Raw genomic sequence first — 22,374 nt, 5'->3', positions numbered from 1 at the left:
TCGCTATATTTTTGTTCATGGCTCACAACGCCTCAAATTTGTCGCAGGTCGCCGCGTCGATGCCGTCCTGCTCGAATACACCGGTCAGATCACGCGAACTGCGTACAGTAAATGCCGCTTCGCTGCTGATAACCAGCGGCAAGACATAGTCTTCAACGATCTGGGTCTTGGTCAGCGATTCGTAGTCGAGCGAGACCTCAACATACATGACCGCCCCGTCAGGAGGCGCCATAAGTTTTTCACCCGTCATGCCCATGCCTGGGAAGGAGTCGCCTGTTTCACCCGTTCCCGCCGGGCCATAAGCCGACGCGAAGTTCTTCTTCCCCATGCAGCGCTGCCAATGGATCCACTGGCCGCCATCTTCGTTTTGCTCAAGGCTGCTGATGATGACCCGGCCATTTTCAAACAGATCAAGGCCACCCGCCTGGATCTCAGCGCCTACCAGCAGGTCGTAAATGTCGCCTTCACGGACACGCTTGGCAGTGAGTACCTCGTTATCGCCCATACGCGATGCGTTATCAGCGATCTGCATTGTCAACTGGCTGACGCGCATATGCATATTGGCCGTGTATGCCAGCTCCAGCCCCACCAAGCCCATGAACCCAAGCAAGGGCGCCGCAAACGCGAATTCCACCATCGCGACGGCGTTCTCGTCACGTTTCAGCCTGTGCGCGGTGCGCCAGCCGATCAATTTCCGTGCTGCTTTAATCATACGTCACAAGACCCTGCTTCTGCGATGCGTTCACCCTGGTCGGAATACGGCTGGTTGCGGAGAATCGTGGTGGATTCGATCACCACATTGGGAGAGACATTTATGAATGCGTCGATTGGAAACAGGCGGCCGTATGATGTTTGAGATTCGTATACCACCGCATCGCTAGCACCGCCGCGGCCATCACGGCCCTGATCGCCGTCCCATATTCCGTTGCCGTTCATATCTTCGAACGGTTCATTATCGTTGCAGATACCGTCGCCATTGGAATCCGTGAATTCCTCCGCCGCGCCGACGTCGCCGTAATCCTCGTAGTTTCGGCGGGTGAAGGTGACATTGGCAGATGGCAACAGATCGTTGATGCGAGCTGTGACTTGGGCATCCATCTGGGCGGCAGTCGGCCCACCTGGTTCAAGCGACGAGTCTCGTCCGGCGTCTTGCATTGCGCCATCGACGATAGCGCGAGCATACATTTGCAAGCCAAAATCCAGCAAGCCGACCAGCATAAGCAGGAGAACGGGTGCAACCAATGCGAACTCCACAATGGTTACACCATCTTCCTTACGGGCTAGTTTACCGAATGGTGATGTCGCCTTTTTCATCATTCAACCAGTCTCAGTTCTGCAATGGAGCCAGCGATTGTCTTGAACGAGTTTGAAAGCTCTTCCGCATTGTCGGCTTCAAAAGCACGTCCGGTGCCGCTCGAGCAACCTCTTGTGTGGTCATTGAGTGCCAGTTCAAAAGAAACGGACCAAACTGTTATGTTCTTGTTTTTGATCCGCGAGCAGATCGCATCGAGCCGCGCGTTGTGGATTATGGACAAGTCAGCTTCCGCCCAGGTGCCATCCATGGCAAAACCAGCAGCACGGCCATCCATGTCGTAATTTCCGTATGCAGTTGTGACCGTCGGGCTTGCGCGCATTTCACCATCGGTCATGAAGATGATGTGACGTGCGATCGGGTCACCGTTCGGCGCATCTCGATTGTCGCTTGCGAAGATTCCATCGGGTGAAATCATGCGACCAGCCCAGATCATGCCGATATCGTGCATCGTCCAGCCACTCGGCGTCAGGTTGTTGATGTAAGTTTCGAATGCCCCGTTGCGCGACCCACCTTCCAGCGGGAATTCGGTGAGCCGCATGGCTGAATTTGGACAATAATAGCCGCGGGTCGACCTGTTGGTCTCCGTGGTCCAGTGATCCGGTCCGCCGCGATCATATGTAATCTGAGGCCACATTGGCTTCCATTGCGTTGCCGGGTTACCAGCGGTTGGGACCAGGTCAATATCCAGGTCATACGCGTCATCAGGGATCGGCGCGAAAGTCGTGGTAGCGACCGTCTGCCGCTCCTCGATGCAACCATTCCAGGAACTCAACACATCTGCGCCCCTAGTTCCGGTTGGCGTCGTCACCGTGTTGCCCATCTTGAAGCTGGACGTGTCAAAGATCATGTCTTTGTAGACATAATAGTCGAACACTTCGGTGAACGTTTCTTCCTGCTCATCATCCTGAGTCGCTTCACGATATTTGGTGACATCAGCGCGGCAGGCGGCTTTCTGGTTATTCGGCCAGTGAGTCCAGTAGTTAGGTAGCCATTTCGGATTGGAAATTTCCCAAGTGTATCCGTCAGCCTGATAGGTCCCCGCATAATCACGGCATTCCTGCCGTTTCTTTTTGTTATTTTTGTTCCAGTGGTATTGTGCGGAATTACTACTGCCTAACTGTACGGGGTTGCGCGGCAACAATTCCGTTGACCGGGTTTCATCAAGACGGTCGCCTTCCTCGATGCCATCATTATTGCTGACTAGTTCAAAGAAGGCCTCGCGCGACTGGTACGTGAAGCTATCGGCCAGAAAATCCGGGTTTTCGGCAAGAAGCATAGAACCAACATTTACGCCGCTATTGTAAGGAACAACACCGATACGAATGCGTGCGTCAGCAGGTTTGACCGCCATCACTTCGTCATAGAAGTCGTAAACCGCGTCTTTCAGATCGGCGACCCGCTGGCCTGCCATCGATCCGGACATATCCAGAACCAGCACCACATCGATATTGGGCAGATTCAGTTCAGCGCTACACGTGACATCGACATCGATTTTATCGTAGCCGAATACCGCCATAAGGGTGGTGGGCACTTCCACGCTGGCAGCACCATTCATCTTGGTTTCGCCATCGGCCGTCAAAACGAAAGTTTCGTTTTCGGAGCCGTACATCCCGCTTCGGAAGTTGTTGTTGAAGAAGGCGTCGGCCACGTCTTCGATTTCGGACGGGATTGTGCCGCCTGACACCGTGTTCCCTGCGAGCTGCTTTCGAGCAGCAAGGGTAGCAGAATCGCATGCCTGCTGGAGGCGCGACTTCGCAAGATATGTGCGACTGGTATCAAGACCGCCGCCGATGATCCCGATCAACGGGATGACCGCAGCAGCCGACAACGCAAGCACGTTACCAGAGGTGCTGTCTCGTAGGCGCAACAGAAATGGAGCATTTTTCTTGTTTGGCACGACGCTTCTTCCTCACACAGCTGATAAGACACAGTCCTAAAGATTAAGTTTAGAACCATAGGGTCGGTTGCGTATTATCCACCTGAACCTACCGCTATAAATGTGCACATTAAATTTTTAAGTGAGGTTGAAAGATATTATTAAGATTTGGTAAATTTATTCGTAGTGCAGGAGAACAGGTTCGGTTTTTTTGCCAGGCGGATGCTGTGATTTCGCACGGCATTTGAGCGTCTTAGAATGCTGTTGAACATTCTTCGGAGCCTGCTTATGGCCTTTTTCTATTATTGGCTGTGATTTGCAGATACGTGCTGTGGTCCAGCAAATGCTAATACCAAGCGGACAATTTCCCGATCCGCTGTTGGTGTCATCATGGCGTTGGATAGACGCTTGATTGGCCGCAAAATTCCGGCCCGGTGACAAACCGCCACGATCGACGCTGCGGGGTATTCCATGGATATGTGAGTGGTCACTGCCCCGCAAGTGAATTCGCGGCTGGATTTGGCACGTGTTTTTTCCGGGGGCAGCGCGCTAATTAAGCCTCAGATGACGGCGAATTGGTGTCTGAGATAAGAAGTTTTTCGGCCTTTTTCATCCGGCTTTGGGAAACTACTTGGTCCACTCCACACACAGTGATGGCCAGCTTTCCCTGATCGTCGATTTCCACACAGTCTTTCGATTTCAAGTACCACATGTGAAATTCAAACGCTTCTTCTGTCAGCGCTAGAGTTTCCTGCAAAAGCCAGCCAGTGATGCCAGCATCAGTCGGAAATTCCCGGCGTCGCTTATAAAGCTCAAGCAGCAAGCTATTGCGAACCTCTGCATCCTTAAGAGTTGTATCTTCGCCGATACTAGCTTGGGTTGAACTGGTGGAATTGGCTTGTCTTACGGAAAATTGGCCTGCGTGAACGGAGTCATAGATCTCACGCTCTTTAGGGTCCTTTAGTATATTATAGGCTTCCACAGTTGCGTGAAATCGCTCTTCGTCTGATGTCTTTGGATTATCTGGATGATACATTTTGGCGAAATGGTGAAATGCCATTTCCAGAACTCGCTCGTCACAGTCAGGTTGGACCTGAAGGACGGCGTAATAATCCATGAAACCTCGTTCGTCTTTCATATTGTCATTGATAGGCTGTGGTCTTGCGGGTTGCTAGGGCTGATTTACTCTCGATGATTTGAACGCGAAATCGTTGGGGCCAAGCCCCGGTTTATGGCGAAGTGTCGCTGCAGTTATACTTTGCGTTCTGGCGGCATATCGAAACAAAGCATTGGAGCCCGCAAATGGGTCCTAACCACGCTAGCCGTTGCGTCTTACCACGTCAGATAAATCTAATTCTGCTTTCAGGTGGTAGCGAGTGTCCGCTGGTCCGGCGCCGCCGGAAAGCGGTTAACGCGGCCCGGTTGCAGATATTTGCAGATAAGGCAGAATGCACAGCAGTCAAACTTGGAATTGGGAGAGTTCGGTGCCTGCTGTTTCCTTCTCGACGATTGCCGCGCAAAGCCCCTCTAACATTAAACCATTGGGGCATACGCCGGATGGCCACCCGGTCGTCCGGGCGGGGAAGGGGTTCAGCGGAGAAACGCTTGAATATGTGATCTCGGATACAGGCGCGGTGACGCGCGTTGATGAGCCGATTGATCGCAGCGCGGCGGATACCATCCTTGTGGATGACGCGGCCATCCGCAAGATTATCGACCGACAGATTTCGTTTGAGCTGGCATTCATCGAGGCGTTGTTCAACGGACAGCCGCCGGGTTGCAGCGCCGCAGAAGTGCTCGATTCCGCCATGCGCTGGATCGAAATGCTGCCCCGCTCTACTCGCAGCGAGGTCAAGCTGGGCCTCGCCGCGATGGAAATCATCCTTGGCAGGAGCTTCCCGGATCGCACGATCAAGCAGCGGCAAGAACGGATCGAGGGACGGATCATCAATTCGAAATTCGGCATTGTCCGCACGCTCGGGCGCCTGCGGTCAGTGTTTTATTCGGCCTACTACCAATTGCCCTCAAGCTGGGGCTCTATCGGATTTATCCCTGCACCAAGCCGCCCCGGCTTTCCCGGATTTTCAGACAAGAAAGACCTGTCGCCGGTCATTTTGACGGGTGATGAGCCATGCGACTGGTTGATCATCGGGTCCGGGGCAGGGGGCGCGGCCGCCGCTGCCGCTCTTTCGGCCAAGGGTGAGCGCGTCATCGTCATCGAGAAAGGCGATTATTGGCCGACCAGTGAACTTCGCCATGACGATGCGAGACAATATGCCGAGCTGTACAATGGCGGCGGCCTGATGGCTTCGAGCAACTTTGAAATTGCCATTATGCAGGCCGAATGCGTTGGCGGGTCATCGCTGGTGAATAACGGCATCTGCTTTCGCCCGGATAGCGCGGCTGTCCATCCCGGCGCTCAGGACGTTATCGCCCATTGGTGGGACAAATACGGCGTTCGGATCGACCGGGCCAAGCTCACCCGCTCATTCGATTTTCTGTGGGATCGCTTGCAAATCGCGGCAATCACGCCGGAGCAGGCGGGACCGAACGGCGAATATCTCAAAACCGCGTGGGATGTCTTTCTTGACAGCGGGAATGCGAAACCCGGCGACCGGCAGGCGCCCTTTGGCCTGTTTGAAAAGAATTACGGACTAAAGGCGGAGGGCCGTGAATGCTGGGGCTGTGGTTATTGCAATTCAGGCTGCCCCTATGACCGCAAGAACTCGGTCGTCGAAACCCTGCTGAAAGACGCTGAAAGGGACGGCGCCTTGATCGCGGCGAACACGTCCGCGCACAGGATCAATATCGGCGTGCATCTGCGCGACAAGCCGGTGAAATCGGTTCAGGTCATCCAGAACGGCGAGCATCACAGGATCCGCCCGAAGAAGGGGACGATCATCGCTGCGGGCACGGCGGCATCATCGCATCTGCTGGAGCGGCTCGAAATCGCCAATGTGGGCGAGAAAATCGCGTGCAATCTCGCCTGCCCTGTCATTGCCAAGATGCCGCACGCGATGAACAGCTGGGACGGCGTCCAGATGGGGGCATATGTCGACCGCGGCAGTCATCTGATCGAAAGCTGGTTCCATCCGCCCGCCACCTTTTCGGCGTCAATGGGTGCATGGTTCGATGAATATGTCCGCCGGATGCAGTCCTATTCCAACCTGGTGTGCCTCGGCATCCTCATGCCGGTAAGCGATATGGGCGAGGTGGACGGGGGCGATTTCCGCATCAAGCTTAAGTCCAGCTATCGCAAGAAACTGCGCGGATACATCGTTGATACGATCAAGATGCATTTCGCGGGAGGCGCGCAGGAGGTGTATCTTCCCTCGGCCAAATCCGTCACGTTACAACGCGGCGACGATGTGGCCGCAATTGTCGAGGAGCACCTGCAAAAATCGAGCGATTTCATTGTCAGCACTTCGCATCCGCAAGGCGGCAATATCATGGGCTCATGGCCCGGCAATTCGGTCGTCGGCAGCGATTTGCGCGTGCACGGCCACAAAAACCTTTATGTTGCCGATGCCAGCGTTTTCCCGTCATCGATCCGCATCAACGCGCAGATGTTCACAATGGCGCTCGCACATTCGACCTTCGCCGATTGATTAACCTGAAAGCTGCTGAATTTTATCTGACGCGATTGTCGGCATCGGAAATACGCAAGCAATTTCAGAATTCTTTTCAGGCAAAGTGTAATTCCTAAAGGCGGCTTTAACCTTATGCGCATATCCGGTTTGGATTGGAGCATGGCGGTTAAATGCAAACACAAATCCTTGGACTGCTGACACCATTGATGGCGCTGCTGTTTGCGGTGACCTTTGCGGTGTTCTGGTGGGCGGGGCGCATGCAGCGTCACGTGCTCGGCTTTGCGATTGGATATGCTCTGTTTGCAGCGGGATTTCTCGCCACGCATTTCCTGCCAGCGGACGCGTTTTACCTCTTCCACACAACGCAGGCTTTCTACAGTCTCGGCATGATCGTTTACCTTGTTTCGCTGTGCGAGCGGGCTGGGCAGCGTGTCCACCTGGGAAGCCTGATCGGCGTTTACGCGATCAGCGCGGCGGTGCTGGCAATCGCGGTGTCGCTGACGCAGGACGTCGGCCCCAGGTTGATAATCGTCAACACGGGTTACGGTGTCATGTGCGCGATGGGGTTCAGCACCCTGCTTGCCTCGCGGCGGCGCGAGGTGATCGATGTCGCAATCATCGTGGTCGTGGCGGTGCAGGCGATGGATTTTCTGATCCGGCCTAATCTTACCCTGATGTTCGAGAAGGAAATTCTCGCCGCTGCTTACCGCGATTCCGTCTACTATTCGCTCATCGGCCTCGTTCTCGGCGTTAAGTCGGTTGCCAGCGCAATGGTGCTTATCGGCGCGACAATTATTGAATGGACCACTGCGTTGCGGCAGAAGAGCGAACGTGATGCAGTCACGGGCCTTCACAATCGCGGATCGTTCGAACGCTCAATGCGTGAGCTGCTTTCACGCGCGCAGACAGAGGGCCGCCCGCTTAGCCTGGTGGTGGTGGATATCGACCACTTTAAACAGGTGAACGATATCTGGGGACACCAGTCGGGCGATCAGGTCATTTCGGGCCTTGGTGAGCTAATTCGCAAACGGGTGCGCCGCTATGATGTGGCGGGCCGCATCGGCGGCGAGGAATTCTGCATTGCGGTGTGGGACTGCGAAGACGAACCGGCGACGCAGCTAAGTGAGCGCGTCCGTAAGGCGTTTGCACGGCTCGAACATTCCAGCCTCAGTAACGACATTCGCCTAACCGCCAGTTTCGGGGTGGCCGAAGCGCGCGAAGGGGAAAGCTACGAACAGCTCTTTGCACGCGCTGACGAGGCGCTTTACCGGGCAAAGGCGCGTGGCCGCAACCGTGTCGAAAATGCCGAAGCCCCAAGCGATGGGCAGCCCCGGCCTCTACCAGTTCCGATGATCCAGGATTTAAAACGCGCCGCCGCCGATTGAATGATCGCCGCTTGCCCAAAAATCTGCACCTCATCAGCCGAAGCCTGCTTTTTCGCATCTGTCACAGCCACACGGATCGTCGCTCAACCGGTCGCTGATACCCCGCCGCGAATGAGGATGCCCGTGCCCGAAGCAGTACGCGCCTACGCGGTGAACCCGGTGGGCCGATGCGTGTGCATCGGCGTCGGGGCCACGTTCTAGGAAACGAGTGCGTGGTGCGCCTCCAGCAACCTTGATCGCAGTGATCCTGCCGCAGCCGAATATTCATTTTGTGCTGTTTACGCCGGAGCTTACTGGGCTACGGTAATACCCGATTGGGCGATTCTTGCCCGGTTTGGGGGCAAATGAAATGTCGGGTAGCGGTCAATCGGTAGCGGCCAGTCAGGCTGGTGCGACGCAGCTGAAGGTTGAGTATTCATTATCGGGCGGCCTACTGGCGCGGCTTTCCAGTCTGAACACATCGCTCGCCTTTACATCGTATCAGTCCGGCTTTCTCTACATGCTCGGAAACGGACAGCAGGGCGGTGCGCAATTGCACCAGTCCAGCATGCCGAAACCGATGGGGCTAACCGCTGATGGTTCGGGCAAACTGGTCCTGTCTTCCGAAGCTCAGATCATCCGGTTTGAAAATGTGCTGAACGCAGACCAGCGCATCAACCAGGTCTACGATGCGTGCTTCATGCCGCGCACACAGCACGTTACGGGGCATCTCGACGCGCACGATATCGGTGTCGAGACAGACGGCAGGATCGTATTCGTCAACACCCGCTTCAACTGCCTGGCGACAGTTTCGCCGCGTCATTCCTTTGAAGAAATCTGGAGGCCGTCTTTCATCACCGAATTGGTTGATGAGGATCGCTGCCATCTCAATGGATTGGCGATGCGCGGCGGGAAGGCTGCCTTTGTAACCGCGGTTTCGAAATCGAACACGATCGATGGCTGGCGCGACCGGCGCGCAGATGGCGGTGTCGTGATCGACGTCGAAAGCGGGGCGATCATTTGCGATGGTCTTTCCATGCCGCATTCGCCCCGCTGGCATGACGGCAAACTATGGGTCCTAAATGCGGGGACGGGCGATCTTGGCTATGTCGACATGGAAAATGCCGTGGACGGCAAAGGTGTGTTTAAACCTGTCGCCTTTTGCCCCGGTTTTCTTCGCGGCCTGAGTTTTCGCGGAAATTACGCGTTCGTTGGCCTTTCGCGCCCGCGCTACAAACGGTTCGAAGGGCTCGCTCTCGATAGCAGATTGAAAGATGCGGACAGCGAACCGTGGTGCGGCGTGCAGGTCATCGATCTGGCCACCGGCACCTGCGTCGACTGGTTCCGCATCGATGGCGATATCGGCGAGCTCTATGATGTCGAGCTGGTTGACGGGTTTTCATGCCCGATGACTGTTTCACCCAATTCCGCCGACGCTGCCACGCTGATCACATTCGATAGCAAATAGGGTAATACCACTTTTTTGCCAGCGACCTGTTTGCCAATTTCTGCTTCAAACGTGCACTGTTAGCTGAAATCCGATTGCACAATCCGGGGCTGCATCGAAATAATGATTAGAAGAAACCCACTCAAAGTGGGGAAACAGGGGAATGCAAGTGATTGGCAATTCGGGCGCTCAAAAGAATTTCGTTGCCGCGAAGAGTGATGAAGGTCTCGCGAAGAATGATTTTCGCTGGAGCGTCATGGCTATGCTTCGCGGCGGGCGCGTGACCAAGCTTAAAGGTCAAACCGGTAGCTATTCCCCGCAGCTTGGCGAATTCGCCGAAATCACCCAGCCTTCAATCTGGGCGGCCCTTTCGACCGGCGCACTTGCCCGGCAGGCGCTGATGGTTGGTGCTGCGCCCGCAGCTATCCTGTTGGGGACTGCTCCCGCCGCCGCGCAGGATGATTGCGTCGAAGGACCGCCGGGCGAATTCGTATGCGAGGACAACGGCGCTGCAGCAACCGTCACTCAAAACGTGAACGGCACTGTCGACATTGAAGACGGGTTTGAAGTCGACACGTCAGCGGGCGCGGGCGATGCGATGTCCGTCACGGGGACCGATATCACGGTCAGCCAGATCAGTGGCACCAGCACTCTGCTAGGGTTTGATAACGGCTTGCGCGTGATCAGCGGCGGCGGCACTGTGGTCATCGACACCGCAGGTCCGATCACCGGCCTCAATTCAAACGGCCTTCTTGCGCGGAATTATGGCGGCACGTCCTTATCGATCACTGCCACAGATGTCAGCGGCGGTACGAACGGTATTCAGGGGCGCAATTACGGCACCGGCGCGCTTAGCATTACGGCGACTGGCGCTGTAAACGGGGTGGGCAATGACGGCATCGTAGCCCGCAATTTCGGAACCAACCTCGTCATAGATACGGCCAGCACGTCAGGCGACCGCAACGGCATCAACGCCCGCAATTACGGCAGCGGCTCGCTTCAGGTGACAGCGAGCGGCGCGATCAACGGCAGGTCCAATGACGGTATTACGATAACCAATTATGGCGACGGCGGCACCGATATCGATGTCGCCGATGTGTCGGGCGGCCGTAACGGTATCAACGCACGTGATTATGGCGCAGGTTCGCTCAGTATTTCGTCCAGCGGGACTGTCACCGCCGGTTCGGACGACGCGATATTTGCCCGCAATTTTAACGGGACGGATCTGTCAATTGACGCGGTGAATGCCAATGGCGGACGTGGCGGCATCAATGCCATCAATTTCGGGACCGGAACGCTTACCGTAACATCGACCGGCGACGTGAGCGGCGCCGCTGCCAACGGCACCTATGTTCGCAATTACGGCACCGATCTGACGGTAACGGCAAACAACAATTCCGGTGACGAGTCCGGCATCCGCGCACTGCAATTCGGCTCTGGATCGCTGACGATCACATCGAGCGGCACGGCAAACGGCAACGACGATGACGGCATTTTTGCATACAATGCGGCAGGGTCTGCAAACCTCACGATCACGGCGGCTGACAGCTACGGTGGCAGGGTTGGTATCAATGCCCGCAACAGAGGCAGCGGCGCGCTTAGCATAACTTCAACCGGCGCAGCGACGGGGGCCGGATCTGACGGTATTGTCGCGCGCAATTACACCGGTTCTACCGACCTTTCGGTCACAGCGGTGGACAGCAGCGGCGAGCGGTTTGGTATCAATGTTCGCAGTGATGGCACCGGGGCCATGGCGATTACGACCACCGGCGCGGTCAGCGGGAACACTGCGGATGGCATTTATGCGGTCAATTCCGCTGCCGCCAGTAGCCTTTCAATCACCAGCAGCGGCACGGTCACAGGCGCGAATGACGGCATCGATGCCCGGAATTCAGGCTCCGGCCTGCTCTCGATCGTTACCGCTGATATAACCGGCACCAATGGCGACGGCATTTCCGCGACAAGCAGTGGATCCGGCATTTCAATCGATAGCAGCGCAGGCACGGTCCAGGGCCGTTTCTATGGCATCGATGCAAGCAACAATGGCACCGGTTCGCTTGCAATCACTGCTGCCGACACATCGGCCAGCGCGGGGCGTGCAATTCGGGCGTTGAACGCGGCGACCGGATCGGACCTGACCATCGTTACCGATGCGGGTACGGTCACAGGTTCGACCGCGGGCATCTATGCACAGAATGACGGAACAGGCATTTTGTCCATAACGACAGCTGATGTAACGGCGGGTTCCAGCTTCGGCATTCTGGTGCTGAATGCGGGAACAGACGTGGTTGTCGATACCTCTGCTGGAACCGTGACGAGCGTCGACACGGGCATTGCGGCCAACAATTCCGGCACAGGCAGCATAACAGTTGTTTCTGGTGATGTCGGTTCGACCAGCGCGGCCGGCGTCTTTGCCAACAATTCCGCCGCAGGAACTGACATATCTGTCGATACGACAGACGGCGCAGTGATTGCCGAAACCTCGGGTGTGCTCGCATTGAACGCAGGCAGCGGATCGACCACAGTCCTTACCGGTGATGTCACCAGTTTGACCGGCACAGCTGCAGTTGAGGTCGCGTCATCCGGAACCGATCAGCTGATCGACACATCCGCAGGCGTCATCACTGCCGCACAAACCGGCATTTTGGCAACCCACACAGGCAGCGGAAATATGACCGTTGTTTCAGCGGATATCTTCGCAACCACTGGCGCGGGCGTCTATGCGTCGAATTCCGGCGCCGATCTGTCAATCGACACGGCAGCAGGTGCAATCGTCAGCGAAGATGAAGGCATTGCTGCCCTGCAGTCGGGCACGGGGGACTTGGTGATCGTTACCGGCGATGTGACCAGCAACACCTCCAATGCCGTATACGCGTTAACAGATACAGCCTCTGCAAACCTTTCCATCGATACGAGCGCAGGATCGCTGATCGCGAGCAACAGTGCCGTCGCGGTGAGCCATTACGGCGCGGGTTCTGCGTCGATCACGACCGCAGATGTTGAAAGCACCGGGACAAGCGCCGCGATATCCGCCCTTGCGGATGGCACTGATCTTACGATCAACAGCTCTGCCGGCAGCGTTACGAGCAACGGTCTTGGCATCCTCGCGCAGAACGACGGAACGGGCGCGTTGACGATTACGACCAGCGATGTCGATAGTGCGGACGATGGCGGTATCGTCGCGGTCAATTACGGCACCGACCTCGCTATTGATTCCTCTGATGGCTCGGTCACGAGCAGCGGCGTTGCCATTCAGGCGACCAATTACGGCACTGGCACTCTTGCAATCGATGCAGGCAACGTGTCGAGCAGCGGTGCCAGCGGAATTTCCGCGTTCAATCTTTACGGCACTGATCTGACCATCGATAGCGCTTCCGGGTCCGTTTCTGGCACCGGCGGTATCTATGCCACCAATGCCGGCAGCGGCGCGCTGGATATCACGGTTGCCAATGTGACCGGGACAAGTTCGAGCGCGCTTACAGCCTTCAATAATGGCACTGACCTGATCATCGACAGCACTGCCGGATCGCTCGCGGGCAGCGCATATGGTTTGCGCACGTTCAATTACGGAACCGGAGCCCTCTCTGTCACCACAGGCGATGTGACGGGGGAAGGCAACACGGCACTGTTCGCCGTGGGCAATTCTGCCGGGACAGATGTATCGGTTGATACCAGCGGCGGTGCGGTGACCGGTGCGGATATCGGTCTGGACGTGCGCAATTACGGTTCTGGCGGACTGATGATTGTCTCCGCAGACGTTACCGGAACCGATTACGGTGGCATCCTCGCGCTGCTTGGCAGTAGCTATGCACCATCCGGCACAGATATCGACATTGATACCGCAGCCGGCAGCGTCTCGGGCAACACTTACGGGATTTTGGCAAGCAGCTTTGGCAGCGGTTCTGTCACCGTAACCACCGCCGATGTTACGGGTGTGGATGGCGATGCAATCATGGTGACGAACAGCGCATCTGGTGACTCGATCACGATCGACACAAGTGCTGGCGCTATTGAAAGTTCGGACAACGCAATTGTGTCGCAAAATCTCGGCACAGGATCGACGTCGATCATAACCGCCGATGTTACGGCAGCAGATGGCGACGCTGTTGTCGCGACGAATGCGGGCACTGATCTGTCTATAGACACGGCAGCGGGCGCCATTTCAGGCAGCGCGGGCGGCATTGTCGCAGAGAATACCGGAACTGGCAGCACGACCATCACTGCTGGCGATGTGACCGGTCAGTCTGGTGCGGGCATCTCGGTTACGAACGGGTTTGACGCGAGTGGCCTCTCTATTATCAATTCTGGTGTTGTTTCCGGTCAGACGGTTGGCATCCTGATTGACAATGACGGGACTGTATCCAGCACGATTGAAAATAACGGCACTATCACGTCTGTAACGGGTGAGCTGATCCGCGCAGCAGGCAGCGGTGTCAGCATTACCAACAACGGCGAAATGGCAGGGTTCGTCTCCCTCAGCGAAGGTGACGACGAGTTTACGAATAACGCCGCATTCCTGGTCGAAGGGGACAGCGTTTTCGGTCTTGGCTCGGATATTCTGACCAACAATTCTGTGCTGACTGTCAGCTCTCTTGGGCCGGTCTCGCTTCTCGGCTTGGAAAGCTTTGCGAACGCCGGGACGATCAATCTGGCCGATGGAGCAGTTGGCAACAATCTCACCATTGGCGGCGATTTCACAGGGACCGGCGATTCCGCTCTGCTGCTTGACGTGTCGCTCGAAACCTCGACCGCAGATACGCTCGTCATCGCAGGTGCCGCATCGGGCTCCACCATCCTTGGCTTCAACCCGCTTGGCACCTCGGTAAACAGGCTGATCGATGACATCTTGATCGTCGATGCGGGCAGCGGCAGCATTGACGGTGCTTTCTCGCTTGACGGCGGACAACAGGCAATCGGCCTGCTGCTCTTCGATCTCGTATTTGATGCGGCGAACAACGATTATTTGCTGACAACCGCGCCATCGCAGGCGGTATTCCAGATCAGCAATATCCCCGAAGGTATCCGCAATTTGTGGAGCCCATCGGCTGATGGCTGGTCCGATTACATGGAAACGCGCCGCACCGGCAGCCGTGAGCAGGATGGCTCGATCGGCGGCGGGGGCGATCAGCGGACAGAGGCGTGGTTCACCGGGTTCGGCAGCACGATGGACCGCGACCGCGCGGTCACAACCGTTGTCAACTTCGTGTCCAGCGACTTCGCCGTGGATTACAGCCAGGACGCCTTCGGTTTTCAGGCGGGTATCGATTTCGGCAACGATGTTTTCCGATATGGTCTGACCGGCGGTTTCATGACCAGCCAGCAAAACTTCAGCGGCACCAGCGACCGGATCGATTACGAGGTCGTGAACATCGGTGCGTATTTCGCGATTGATGCAGGGGCTTTCTATGCCAACGCTCTTGTCAAATATGACGATGTAAGCGGCGATTTGTTGAGCCCGTCGGGCCAGATCGCGACCGAAATCGACGGTTCGACAATCGGCGGGCGCGCCGAAATTGGCGTTCTGATTGGCGCGCGCGATGGTCTGTTTCTCGAACCGAATGCCTCGCTGTCATATGTATCTTCCGACGTAAGCGATTTTAGCGCACCGCAAGGTGACTTTGTCTTTGATGAGGGCGAATCCGCTCTGGGCAAGGTCGGCGCGCGGGTCGGCACGGGCTTCGACATGGGATCGCGCTCCGGCACAATCCATCTGGGTGCGCGCTATGTCCATGAATTCGAAGGGGAAGACGGCGTCAGCTTCATCAGCGGAACCCGCAGCTTCGATTTCAATAACGGCGATTTCGATGACTATGTGGAGCTGGATGCAGGGGTGACAATCGGTGATGAAACCGATGCGGTCAGCGCCTCTTTCCTAGGTCACGTCATCACCGGCGACGATGTCGACGGGTTCGGTGCGAGCGTAAACCTGCGCTTCCGCTTCTGATAGCGTGACGCAAATGCGGCCCGGGCCGCGGCATTCGCGCAGCGCGGTGCCGCACCGGGTCTGCGTGCCCTTTACACAGGCACTGGTCAGCGCACCCGTGAAGGATTAGCGTGGCCTTATGTGATTTGGGGGTGGACCTGAGATTATGACCGATGCGAAGGATGTAGAGGGCCCCCGGCGCCCCAAAATCTTCCTTAGCTATACACGGGCGGATATCGACCACGCCCGGCGCATCATTTCTCTACTGGAACAAGCCGGAATAGAGGTCTGGTGGGATGGCCTGCTGGAAGGCGGCGTTACCTATCTGTCCACTACCGAAGCCGCCCTTGAAGGGGCGGAGTGTGTTGTCGTCCTATGGTCGGAGCGGTCGGTTGGATCGAACTGGGTCCGCGACGAAGCGCAAAGCGGGAGAGAGCGCGGCTGTCTTGTCCCGCTATCGCTAGACGGTTCGATGGCGCCGCTTGGGTTTCGGCAGATCCAGCTGATCGATATCAGTGCGTGGGACGGCGATCCGCAGGCGGACGAAGCGCAAAGCATCATCGCCGCTGTCCAGCGTCAGACAGGGGGCGAAGCCTCGGCCAAGCCATCGACAACCCCGTCACCGCCAACAGCCGGCGCGGGGATTTCCCGGCGCGCTTTGGCGATTGGCGGACTGGGCCTTGCGGGCGGTGCGGCCGCGCTCGGCGCGTGGCAGATGGGGCTATTTTCCGCTCCTGCACAAGAGACGAATTCGATGGCGGTCCTGCGCTTCGTCAACCTGTCTGCTGACGCGGCGCAGTCGTGGTTTTCAGACGGATTGTCGAGCGAGCTTCGCCAGGTGCTTGCGCGGAACCCGAAATTGCGCGTGTCAGCCCCCACTTCCTCTCTGGCGTTGGAAGATGAGGACGATTTTGAAATCGGACGCGCGCTCGGCGTGCGCAACATCCTGCGCGGCAGCGTCCAGCTGGTGGATGATGTCGTGCGCATCGTGACAGAGCTGGTCCGGGTCGGCGATGGGCTGGTGATCTGGAGCTCCAAATATGACCGCGAATTTGCCGATGTCCTCGCCCTGCAGTCCGAAATCGCGGAAACGGTCGCATTCGAACTGGTCGAGGCGGTTGGCGACTCGCAGGTCATAGGCGGCACGGAAAATGTGCTGGCATACGAGGCGTATCTGCGCGGCATCGCGCTGCGAAATCTTTCGGCCGGGGTGGATAGTGACCGCGCCGCGCTTGCACATTTCGACACCGCCATCGAACTCGATCCGGGTTACGCGGCCGCGCACTCACTGCGCTCCACCATGCTCGCCTCGATCGCGAATGCTACAGGCGACGCCGATGAAGTGAACGAGCTGTTCGATCAGTCCATCGCTTCGGCGCAAAAATCCATCGAACTGGAACCGGAACTGGCCAGCGGTCATCTGGCGCTCGGCTTTGCTTACAACAATGGCAAGCTCGATCCGGCTGCTGCATATCCGTATTACAAGCGTGCGGAGGAGATCGCACCCGGCGACGCCGATACGCAGCGATCGGTTGCGATGTTCTATGCCTATGGCGATCAGACAGCCCTTGCGATGCAGATGATCAAGCGGGTGCTGGAGCTTGATCCGCTAAACGCGCGTGCATTCAGGGGCGCATCGTACGTCGCGCTGCTATCAGGCGATTATGCAGCGACAATCGAATACATGGACCGCGCGCTGGAATTGAACCCGGATCTGGCCAGCGCGTATTACGCCATTGCCAACGCGAAATTCATGCTGGGCGATATCGAAGGGGCGAGGGAAGCCTTTGAAAAAGAGACCATCCCAAGCTTTTCCCAGACCGGTCTTGCAATCACCCTGTTCAAACTTGGCGACACGGGGCGCGCGCAGGAAATCTTTGACCAGTTGCTTGCCGAATTCGGCGATGCGGTTCTCTACCAGCAGGTGCAGATACAGGCGCAATGGGGCAATACGGACGAGGCGCTGAAACTGCTGACGAGGGCATTTGAAAAGCCGGACCCCGGCGTCCTGCTCGCGCCGAACGACCCGCTGCTCAACCCGCTCCGCGCAGAGCCGGAATTTGATCGTTTGCTTTTGCAGCTTTCATCGTGATAGCCCGTTGTGGGTCATGCAATCACCGATGGGGGAAATTCCATGAAGAAAACCATTACCGCACTGTTCGCCGCTAGCGCCGTTTTGACGCTCGCCGCGTGCACTCCTGCTGAAGAACCGGCAGCGGAAGAACCTGCGACCGAAGATCCCATGACAGACGAACCAGACGAGATTGTCGGAACGGATGAGGACGACCCGCTGGAAGGCACTGGCAATCCAATTGGACCCAATGTGCCCGATGCTGATAACGGCAATCCAATCGGACCGAATTCGCCCGAAAGCGAAATCGAAGCCGAATAACCGATTGTTTGCAGTGCTGGCCTGATCGCGCGCGGTCGGGCCAGCCTGCTATTATGGGTTGGCGGCCATTGTCCGTGCAATCCAGCTGCGCACCGTACCAACGCGGGTGTAACGGCTTTTCTCGCCTACAGTCCCGCATTTGCGGCCCGCGCTGACAATCCCGATGACGCGGGGCACTCTGTCATCATCGTTATACGTGATCAGCGGGCCTCCGCTGTCACCGCTGCACGCCTGCTCCCCATCGTCACCCTGAGCGCATAGGGCGGCGAAGCGGTAACCGGTGATCGCCGTGCATTCCTCAATGCTGGCAAGTTTCAATGCGGCGCCGCGCAGTTCGGTCGTGGAGGTACTGTTTGCCGCCTCCGTCCAGCCCCAGCCATAGGTGTATACGGTTGCGCCCTCCTCAATTGAGCGGCTGTTCACGGGCGCTTTGTCATAATCGATCCGCGAGATTGAATTGACCGCTTCGCCCTGATCTCCGGCAGCAGCATCATATTTCACGAGCGCGATGTCATAGGCGAAATCGGAGCGGGTATAGCTGGGGTGGGGAAAGATCGCCTCGATAGGGAAGCTGACCCCTTCATTCGCGCGCGGATTGTGGACGCCCAAACGGATGCGGTGGCCTGCGCCCATCACGGACGATCCCTGATCGGTGAGGCAATGGGCCGCGGTTAAAATCCAGCCAGCCTTGATAACCGATCCTCCGCAAAGCACGCGCTGCGCGCTGGACAGGTTTTGGCCTGAAAGATTGCCGGGCCGCCACAACAGCGCCTGCCAGGGTGCCTGACCCGGTCTTAGCGAATAGCCTCCGAGGACATATCCTGTTGGCGGGCATATCCGGTCTGAATAAACTTTACCGCGAAAGCTGACAGATGTTGCGGTGCAATTGCCGGTCCATTGTTTGCGCTCTTCTTCTGGTAAAAGCGCCAACAGCCCGCCGGTGTCGTCTTCGCCGATAGGGGGGATGTAATTCGCGCCTGCCAAGGCTAGCGGAGCCGCCGGATCGCTCCAGAAACGCTTTTGAAGTTCATCACATGCGTAGGCATCACCTTGGTCGCAGGTTGCTTCGTAAAGAGCGGCGGCAGCAACTTTATCCTGAGCAATACGGTACCCGTAATCGAGCTCCCGCGCGAGCCTGTTGCAGGCGGGAAAGTGACCCAAATTGCAGCTGAGATCGAGGTATTGGAAAGCGTCTGGCCCGCTATCAGCGCTTGGCGTGTATGTCTCGTCGATCATGGCCTGTGCAAGAAGGTAGCACGCCTTTCCCTGCGCTGCGTCGCATGCTTGCGAAAGGTAGGCGCGGCCTTTCTCTTGGTTCTGGAGGATCAGGTCCTGCCGCATATAAATCTCGCCCAGATCACCGCATGCAACCTCATCGCCGTCATGGCATTTCTGCAGCAGTTCAGGCTCGGCCAGCATGGCTTCGGATTTGAAGCAATTTTGTTCGAGCAGCGCGCAGGACAGCTCATACATCCGGTACGCATAATCGCGGTCCATTGGCATTTCATTTCCAACAAATGCATGGTCGGCGAGTGTCAGACAGTCGAGGCCCGATTGCGCCGCGCAGGCGAGCGACAATGTTTCGATCCGCGGTCTCAAGACAGAATAGACAGCCGGATCAAATTTCAGTCTCAAAAGATCGGAACAGGCGGCAGGATAGCCGTTGTCGCAGCCGAAATTCAGCAGCGATATGCCCTCGCTATGGTCATAGAAACCACGCTCAGGCTTGAGCAATTCGGCAGCCTGCATCCGGCACGCTTCGACCTCTCCTGCAGAGCAGGTTTCGCGCAGGAGCGCGGCGGCGCTGGCCTCATCGCGCTCCATCCCGCGCCCGCTTGAAAGCGCATAAGCGTAGGAGGTGCATGCGCGCAGCGACCCCAGCGAGCAGGCCTTGGAAAAAAGCTCTGCCGCTTCTTCCTTGCCCGCGTCATCGACCTCGACATCGGCCAGCCCGCCCAGCCGCCGGCAGCTTTCGGCGTAGTCTTGGGCGCATCCCTCGGTATACAGGATTGCGGCAATCGGGCGGCTTTGCGCTGTGCCTTCGCCCAGTTCGTACGCGCGGGCGGTTTTGTAACAGGCAGCGAGGTTGCCGCGTTCGCAAAGCAATGTGTTGGAGTGCCATGCGGCTTCTTCGCGCGCCTCTTGCTCTGCCGATTTGTTGGTAGGCGCTTTTTCTGTGCCGGTGGTCCGGTATGTGCGGTAATCGCGGGCCTCGTCATCGGCAGGCTGCGCCGCCGCAGCCAGTGGAGCGACCAGCAGGCCTAGCCCGCAAAAAATGCGTGTCGCGGCTCGAAGAATACTCATGCGCCATTCCCCCAAATCGACCCAGTGTGAGGCTGCATCACCGCGAGCCGCCCTGTCAAGCGCGCCGCAGTAAGAGCGACGTGTCCCTTGTGCGCATGTGTGCTGCATGATTAAGGGTATCCGCGCACCGGATGTGAAGGGTGCGCTGGGCCACGGGGGCGAAAGACAAAGCGCATATGGGCACAACGTCCTTCGTCAAATGGAAGCCGCATCTCGCGATCGGCATCACCGGGCATCGCGGCAACAATGAAGCCTATGCGCGCGGAAAAAGCGGCGTCGAGGCGGCGCTGGCCGCGCTCTTCGATACCATTGGCGCCATCCGTGCAGAGGCGGGCGCAGGATTATCCGAGATACGTTTGCACAGCCTGCTGGCGGGCGGAGTGGACCAGGTTGCAGCCTGGTTGGCAAATGAACGCGGATGGAGCCTGATAGCGCCGCTCCCGTTTGGTTCACGGTTGAACAGCGCGCTGAATGCCGAGGTTGCAGACGCATCGGACCTTAATAAAATCCTGAATGGGGAAGCGCCAAATGACGCGGATTTAAGGCTGCGCGTTGATGCGATTGCCAGTCTTGAGCAGGCAGCGCATGTTTTTGAGATTGCCGACCGCGATGAACCGGTCGCGTCGCTTTATGCAGCCTCGCTAACCGGAGAGGCCGACCACGACCAGTTGCGGCGGCTTGACCTGCTGCGGTCTGAAAATGTCGCGCTTGCAGGCCGGGTCATGATCGAACGATCGGACCTTATGATTGCTGTCTGGGATGGCCGGACCACGCAGCTTAAAGGGGGAACAGGCCACACGATCCTGGCTGCGCTGAATTCGGGAACGCCGGTGTTGGTCATCGACCCGGCTGCGCCAGATGATTGGTCAATCCTCACTTTGCCGGAGGAGCTGGGACACCGCGCTGCATCTGAGGGCAGGGAGGCAAGCAACGCCTTGCTGCGGAGTTTAATCACCGGCGCACTTGCTCCGATTGATGACCAGATCAAATGCATCGAGCGGGAAAAATGGCGCGCGACAAGCGGGTTCGGCTTTGGCATCTACCGCAAGATCGAATTTCTGTTCGGCGGCAGGACGGCGCGTTCTGGCACGCTTCAGGCGCAGTATGAACAGCCGGAGAAAATCGGTGCGGGAAGCGGCGCCGGACTGCTTTTGACGGCTGAAAAAACGCTCAATCCCGGGGACCGTCTGAACGGGAAATTGCGGGAGGAATTGCTGCCGGTTTTCGCTTGGGCAGATGGCGTCTCAAGCCGTCTTTCCGATGCCTATCGCAGCAGCATGTCGGTGAACTTCGTGCTCTCCGCCTTGGCGATCATCGCGGGCATCGCTTACCTCCCGCTTGGCCTTGCGGCGCACAAATGGATTTTCGCATCGGTCGAGCTGATCTTGCTGCTTGGCATTCTGGCGATGACGTTTGCTGGCCTGAAACTTGCTTGGCACAAACGGTGGTTTGAAACGCGGCGGGTCGCGGAATATCTGCGATTTGCCCCCGCGCTGGTGCTGATGGGCATTGCGAGGCCGGTCGGGCGCTGGCCCAAAGGCGACACGCACGAATGGCCAGAGCGGTTTTCCAGAGACGTTCTGCGCGACATCGGTTTGCCGACCAGCGCGATGAGCCAGACCTATCTCAGAACGATCCTGAAAGACGTGGTCCTTCGCCATGTCCAAAACCAGCGGCGCTATCATGAAGCAAAGGCACGGCAGCTGGAGCGTGCTCATCACCGGCTCGACAAATCGGCAGAAGCCTGTTTTCTCGCTGCGGTCGTCTCTGTATCGATTTACCTCCTGCTCGAAGCGGGTGAGATGTTTGGTATCGTGCCTGATGGATTGCCGTTTGCCTTGGCTAAAATTTTCACGTTTCTGGGCGTTGCTTTCCCGACGCTCGGTGCGAACCTTGCAGGGATCAGGTATTTCGGGGACTTCGAACGCTTCTCCGCAATTTCATCCGTCACCGCCGCGCGGCTTGCCGGGATAGAAAAGCGGATCGAACTCCTTTTGACCGGTGATCCCGACATGCTGTCTTACCAGGCTGCCAGCGAAGCCGTGCGCAAAGTGGACGAAATTGTCATCGGCGAGATTGAGATGTGGCAATCGGTGTTTGGTTCAAAACATCTGGCACTGCCTGCCTGAATTTTCGGGAGCGGGCGCGAACGGCCCATGCGCG

Annotated in this window: 12 protein-coding genes; 7 read left to right on the top strand and 5 right to left on the bottom strand. The window is 57.4% G+C overall.

Translation table 11 applies throughout. The features are described 5' to 3' along the window. Nucleotides 1-22: 22 nt before the first annotated feature. The 4 genes from ACGHU1_RS08945 to ACGHU1_RS08930 form a co-directional block, all read right to left on the bottom strand. A complete protein-coding gene (locus ACGHU1_RS08945) occupies nt 23-712 on the bottom strand; it encodes a TadE/TadG family type IV pilus assembly protein (RefSeq protein WP_390585941.1) in 690 nt (229 codons plus the stop codon). Continuing rightward, a complete protein-coding gene (locus tag ACGHU1_RS08940; RefSeq protein ID WP_390585939.1) occupies nt 709-1,317 on the bottom strand; it encodes a TadE/TadG family type IV pilus assembly protein in 609 nt (202 codons plus the stop codon). The genes ACGHU1_RS08945 and ACGHU1_RS08940 overlap by 4 nt, the downstream gene beginning before the upstream one ends. After that, nucleotides 1,314-3,212 carry a pilus assembly protein TadG-related protein gene (locus ACGHU1_RS08935; RefSeq protein ID WP_390585937.1) on the bottom strand — a complete coding sequence of 633 codons (1,899 nt, stop codon included), beginning with the start codon at nt 3,210-3,212 and terminating at the stop codon, nt 1,314-1,316. The genes ACGHU1_RS08940 and ACGHU1_RS08935 overlap by 4 nt, the downstream gene beginning before the upstream one ends. Nucleotides 3,213-3,744: 532 nt before the next feature. Next, nucleotides 3,745-4,308, bottom strand: a complete 564-nt coding sequence (locus tag ACGHU1_RS08930; RefSeq protein WP_390585934.1) for a J domain-containing protein — start codon at nt 4,306-4,308, stop codon at nt 3,745-3,747. 367 nt (nt 4,309-4,675) lie between these two features. Between ACGHU1_RS08930 and ACGHU1_RS08925 the strand changes: the two genes are divergently transcribed. The 6 genes from ACGHU1_RS08925 to ACGHU1_RS08900 all read left to right on the top strand — a co-directional run bounded on the left by ACGHU1_RS08925 (nt 4,676) and on the right by ACGHU1_RS08900 (nt 17,907). Then, nucleotides 4,676-6,799 (top strand): GMC family oxidoreductase, encoded by a 2,124-nt coding sequence (locus ACGHU1_RS08925; RefSeq protein WP_390585932.1) that lies wholly within the window; start codon nt 4,676-4,678, stop codon nt 6,797-6,799. A gap of 152 nt (nt 6,800-6,951) precedes the next feature. After that, nucleotides 6,952-8,166, top strand: a complete 1,215-nt coding sequence (locus tag ACGHU1_RS08920; RefSeq protein ID WP_390585930.1) for a diguanylate cyclase — start codon at nt 6,952-6,954, stop codon at nt 8,164-8,166. Nucleotides 8,167-8,515: 349 nt separating this feature from the next. After that, the gene (locus tag ACGHU1_RS08915) at nt 8,516-9,613 is read left to right on the top strand and encodes a TIGR03032 family protein (RefSeq protein ID WP_390585928.1); all 1,098 of its coding nucleotides are present in this window, start codon (nt 8,516-8,518) and stop codon (nt 9,611-9,613) included. A gap of 148 nt (nt 9,614-9,761) precedes the next feature. Continuing rightward, the gene (locus tag ACGHU1_RS08910) at nt 9,762-15,536 is read left to right on the top strand and encodes a beta strand repeat-containing protein (protein WP_390585925.1); all 5,775 of its coding nucleotides are present in this window, start codon (nt 9,762-9,764) and stop codon (nt 15,534-15,536) included. A 145-nt stretch (nt 15,537-15,681) separates the two neighbouring features. After that, a complete protein-coding gene (locus tag ACGHU1_RS08905; protein WP_390585923.1) occupies nt 15,682-17,607 on the top strand; it encodes a TIR domain-containing protein in 1,926 nt (641 codons plus the stop codon). A 42-nt stretch (nt 17,608-17,649) separates the two neighbouring features. Beyond that, entirely contained in the window at nt 17,650-17,907 is a 258-nt protein-coding gene (locus tag ACGHU1_RS08900) for a hypothetical protein (RefSeq protein WP_390585920.1), read from the top strand. 51 nt (nt 17,908-17,958) lie between these two features. Here the strand turns inward: ACGHU1_RS08900 and ACGHU1_RS08895 are convergent, their stop codons facing one another. Next, nucleotides 17,959-20,211, bottom strand: a complete 2,253-nt coding sequence (locus tag ACGHU1_RS08895; RefSeq protein WP_390585918.1) for a trypsin-like serine protease — start codon at nt 20,209-20,211, stop codon at nt 17,959-17,961. 176 nt (nt 20,212-20,387) lie between these two features. Here ACGHU1_RS08895 and ACGHU1_RS08890 point away from each other — a divergent pair, with 176 nt between their 5' ends. Next, on the top strand, nt 20,388-22,340 hold the full coding sequence (locus ACGHU1_RS08890; RefSeq protein WP_390585916.1) for a hypothetical protein: 1,953 nt from the start codon (nt 20,388-20,390) through the stop codon (nt 22,338-22,340). The last annotated feature ends 34 nt before the right edge of the window (nt 22,341-22,374 follow it).

Origin of the sequence: Erythrobacter sp. MTPC3, from assembly GCF_042854385.1 — a bacterium.
In the GTDB taxonomy this organism is placed as follows: Bacteria; Pseudomonadota; Alphaproteobacteria; order Sphingomonadales; family Sphingomonadaceae; genus Erythrobacter.
The sequence above is the reverse complement of the archived record's forward strand: the minus strand, read 5'-3'. Positions and strand labels throughout refer to the sequence as shown.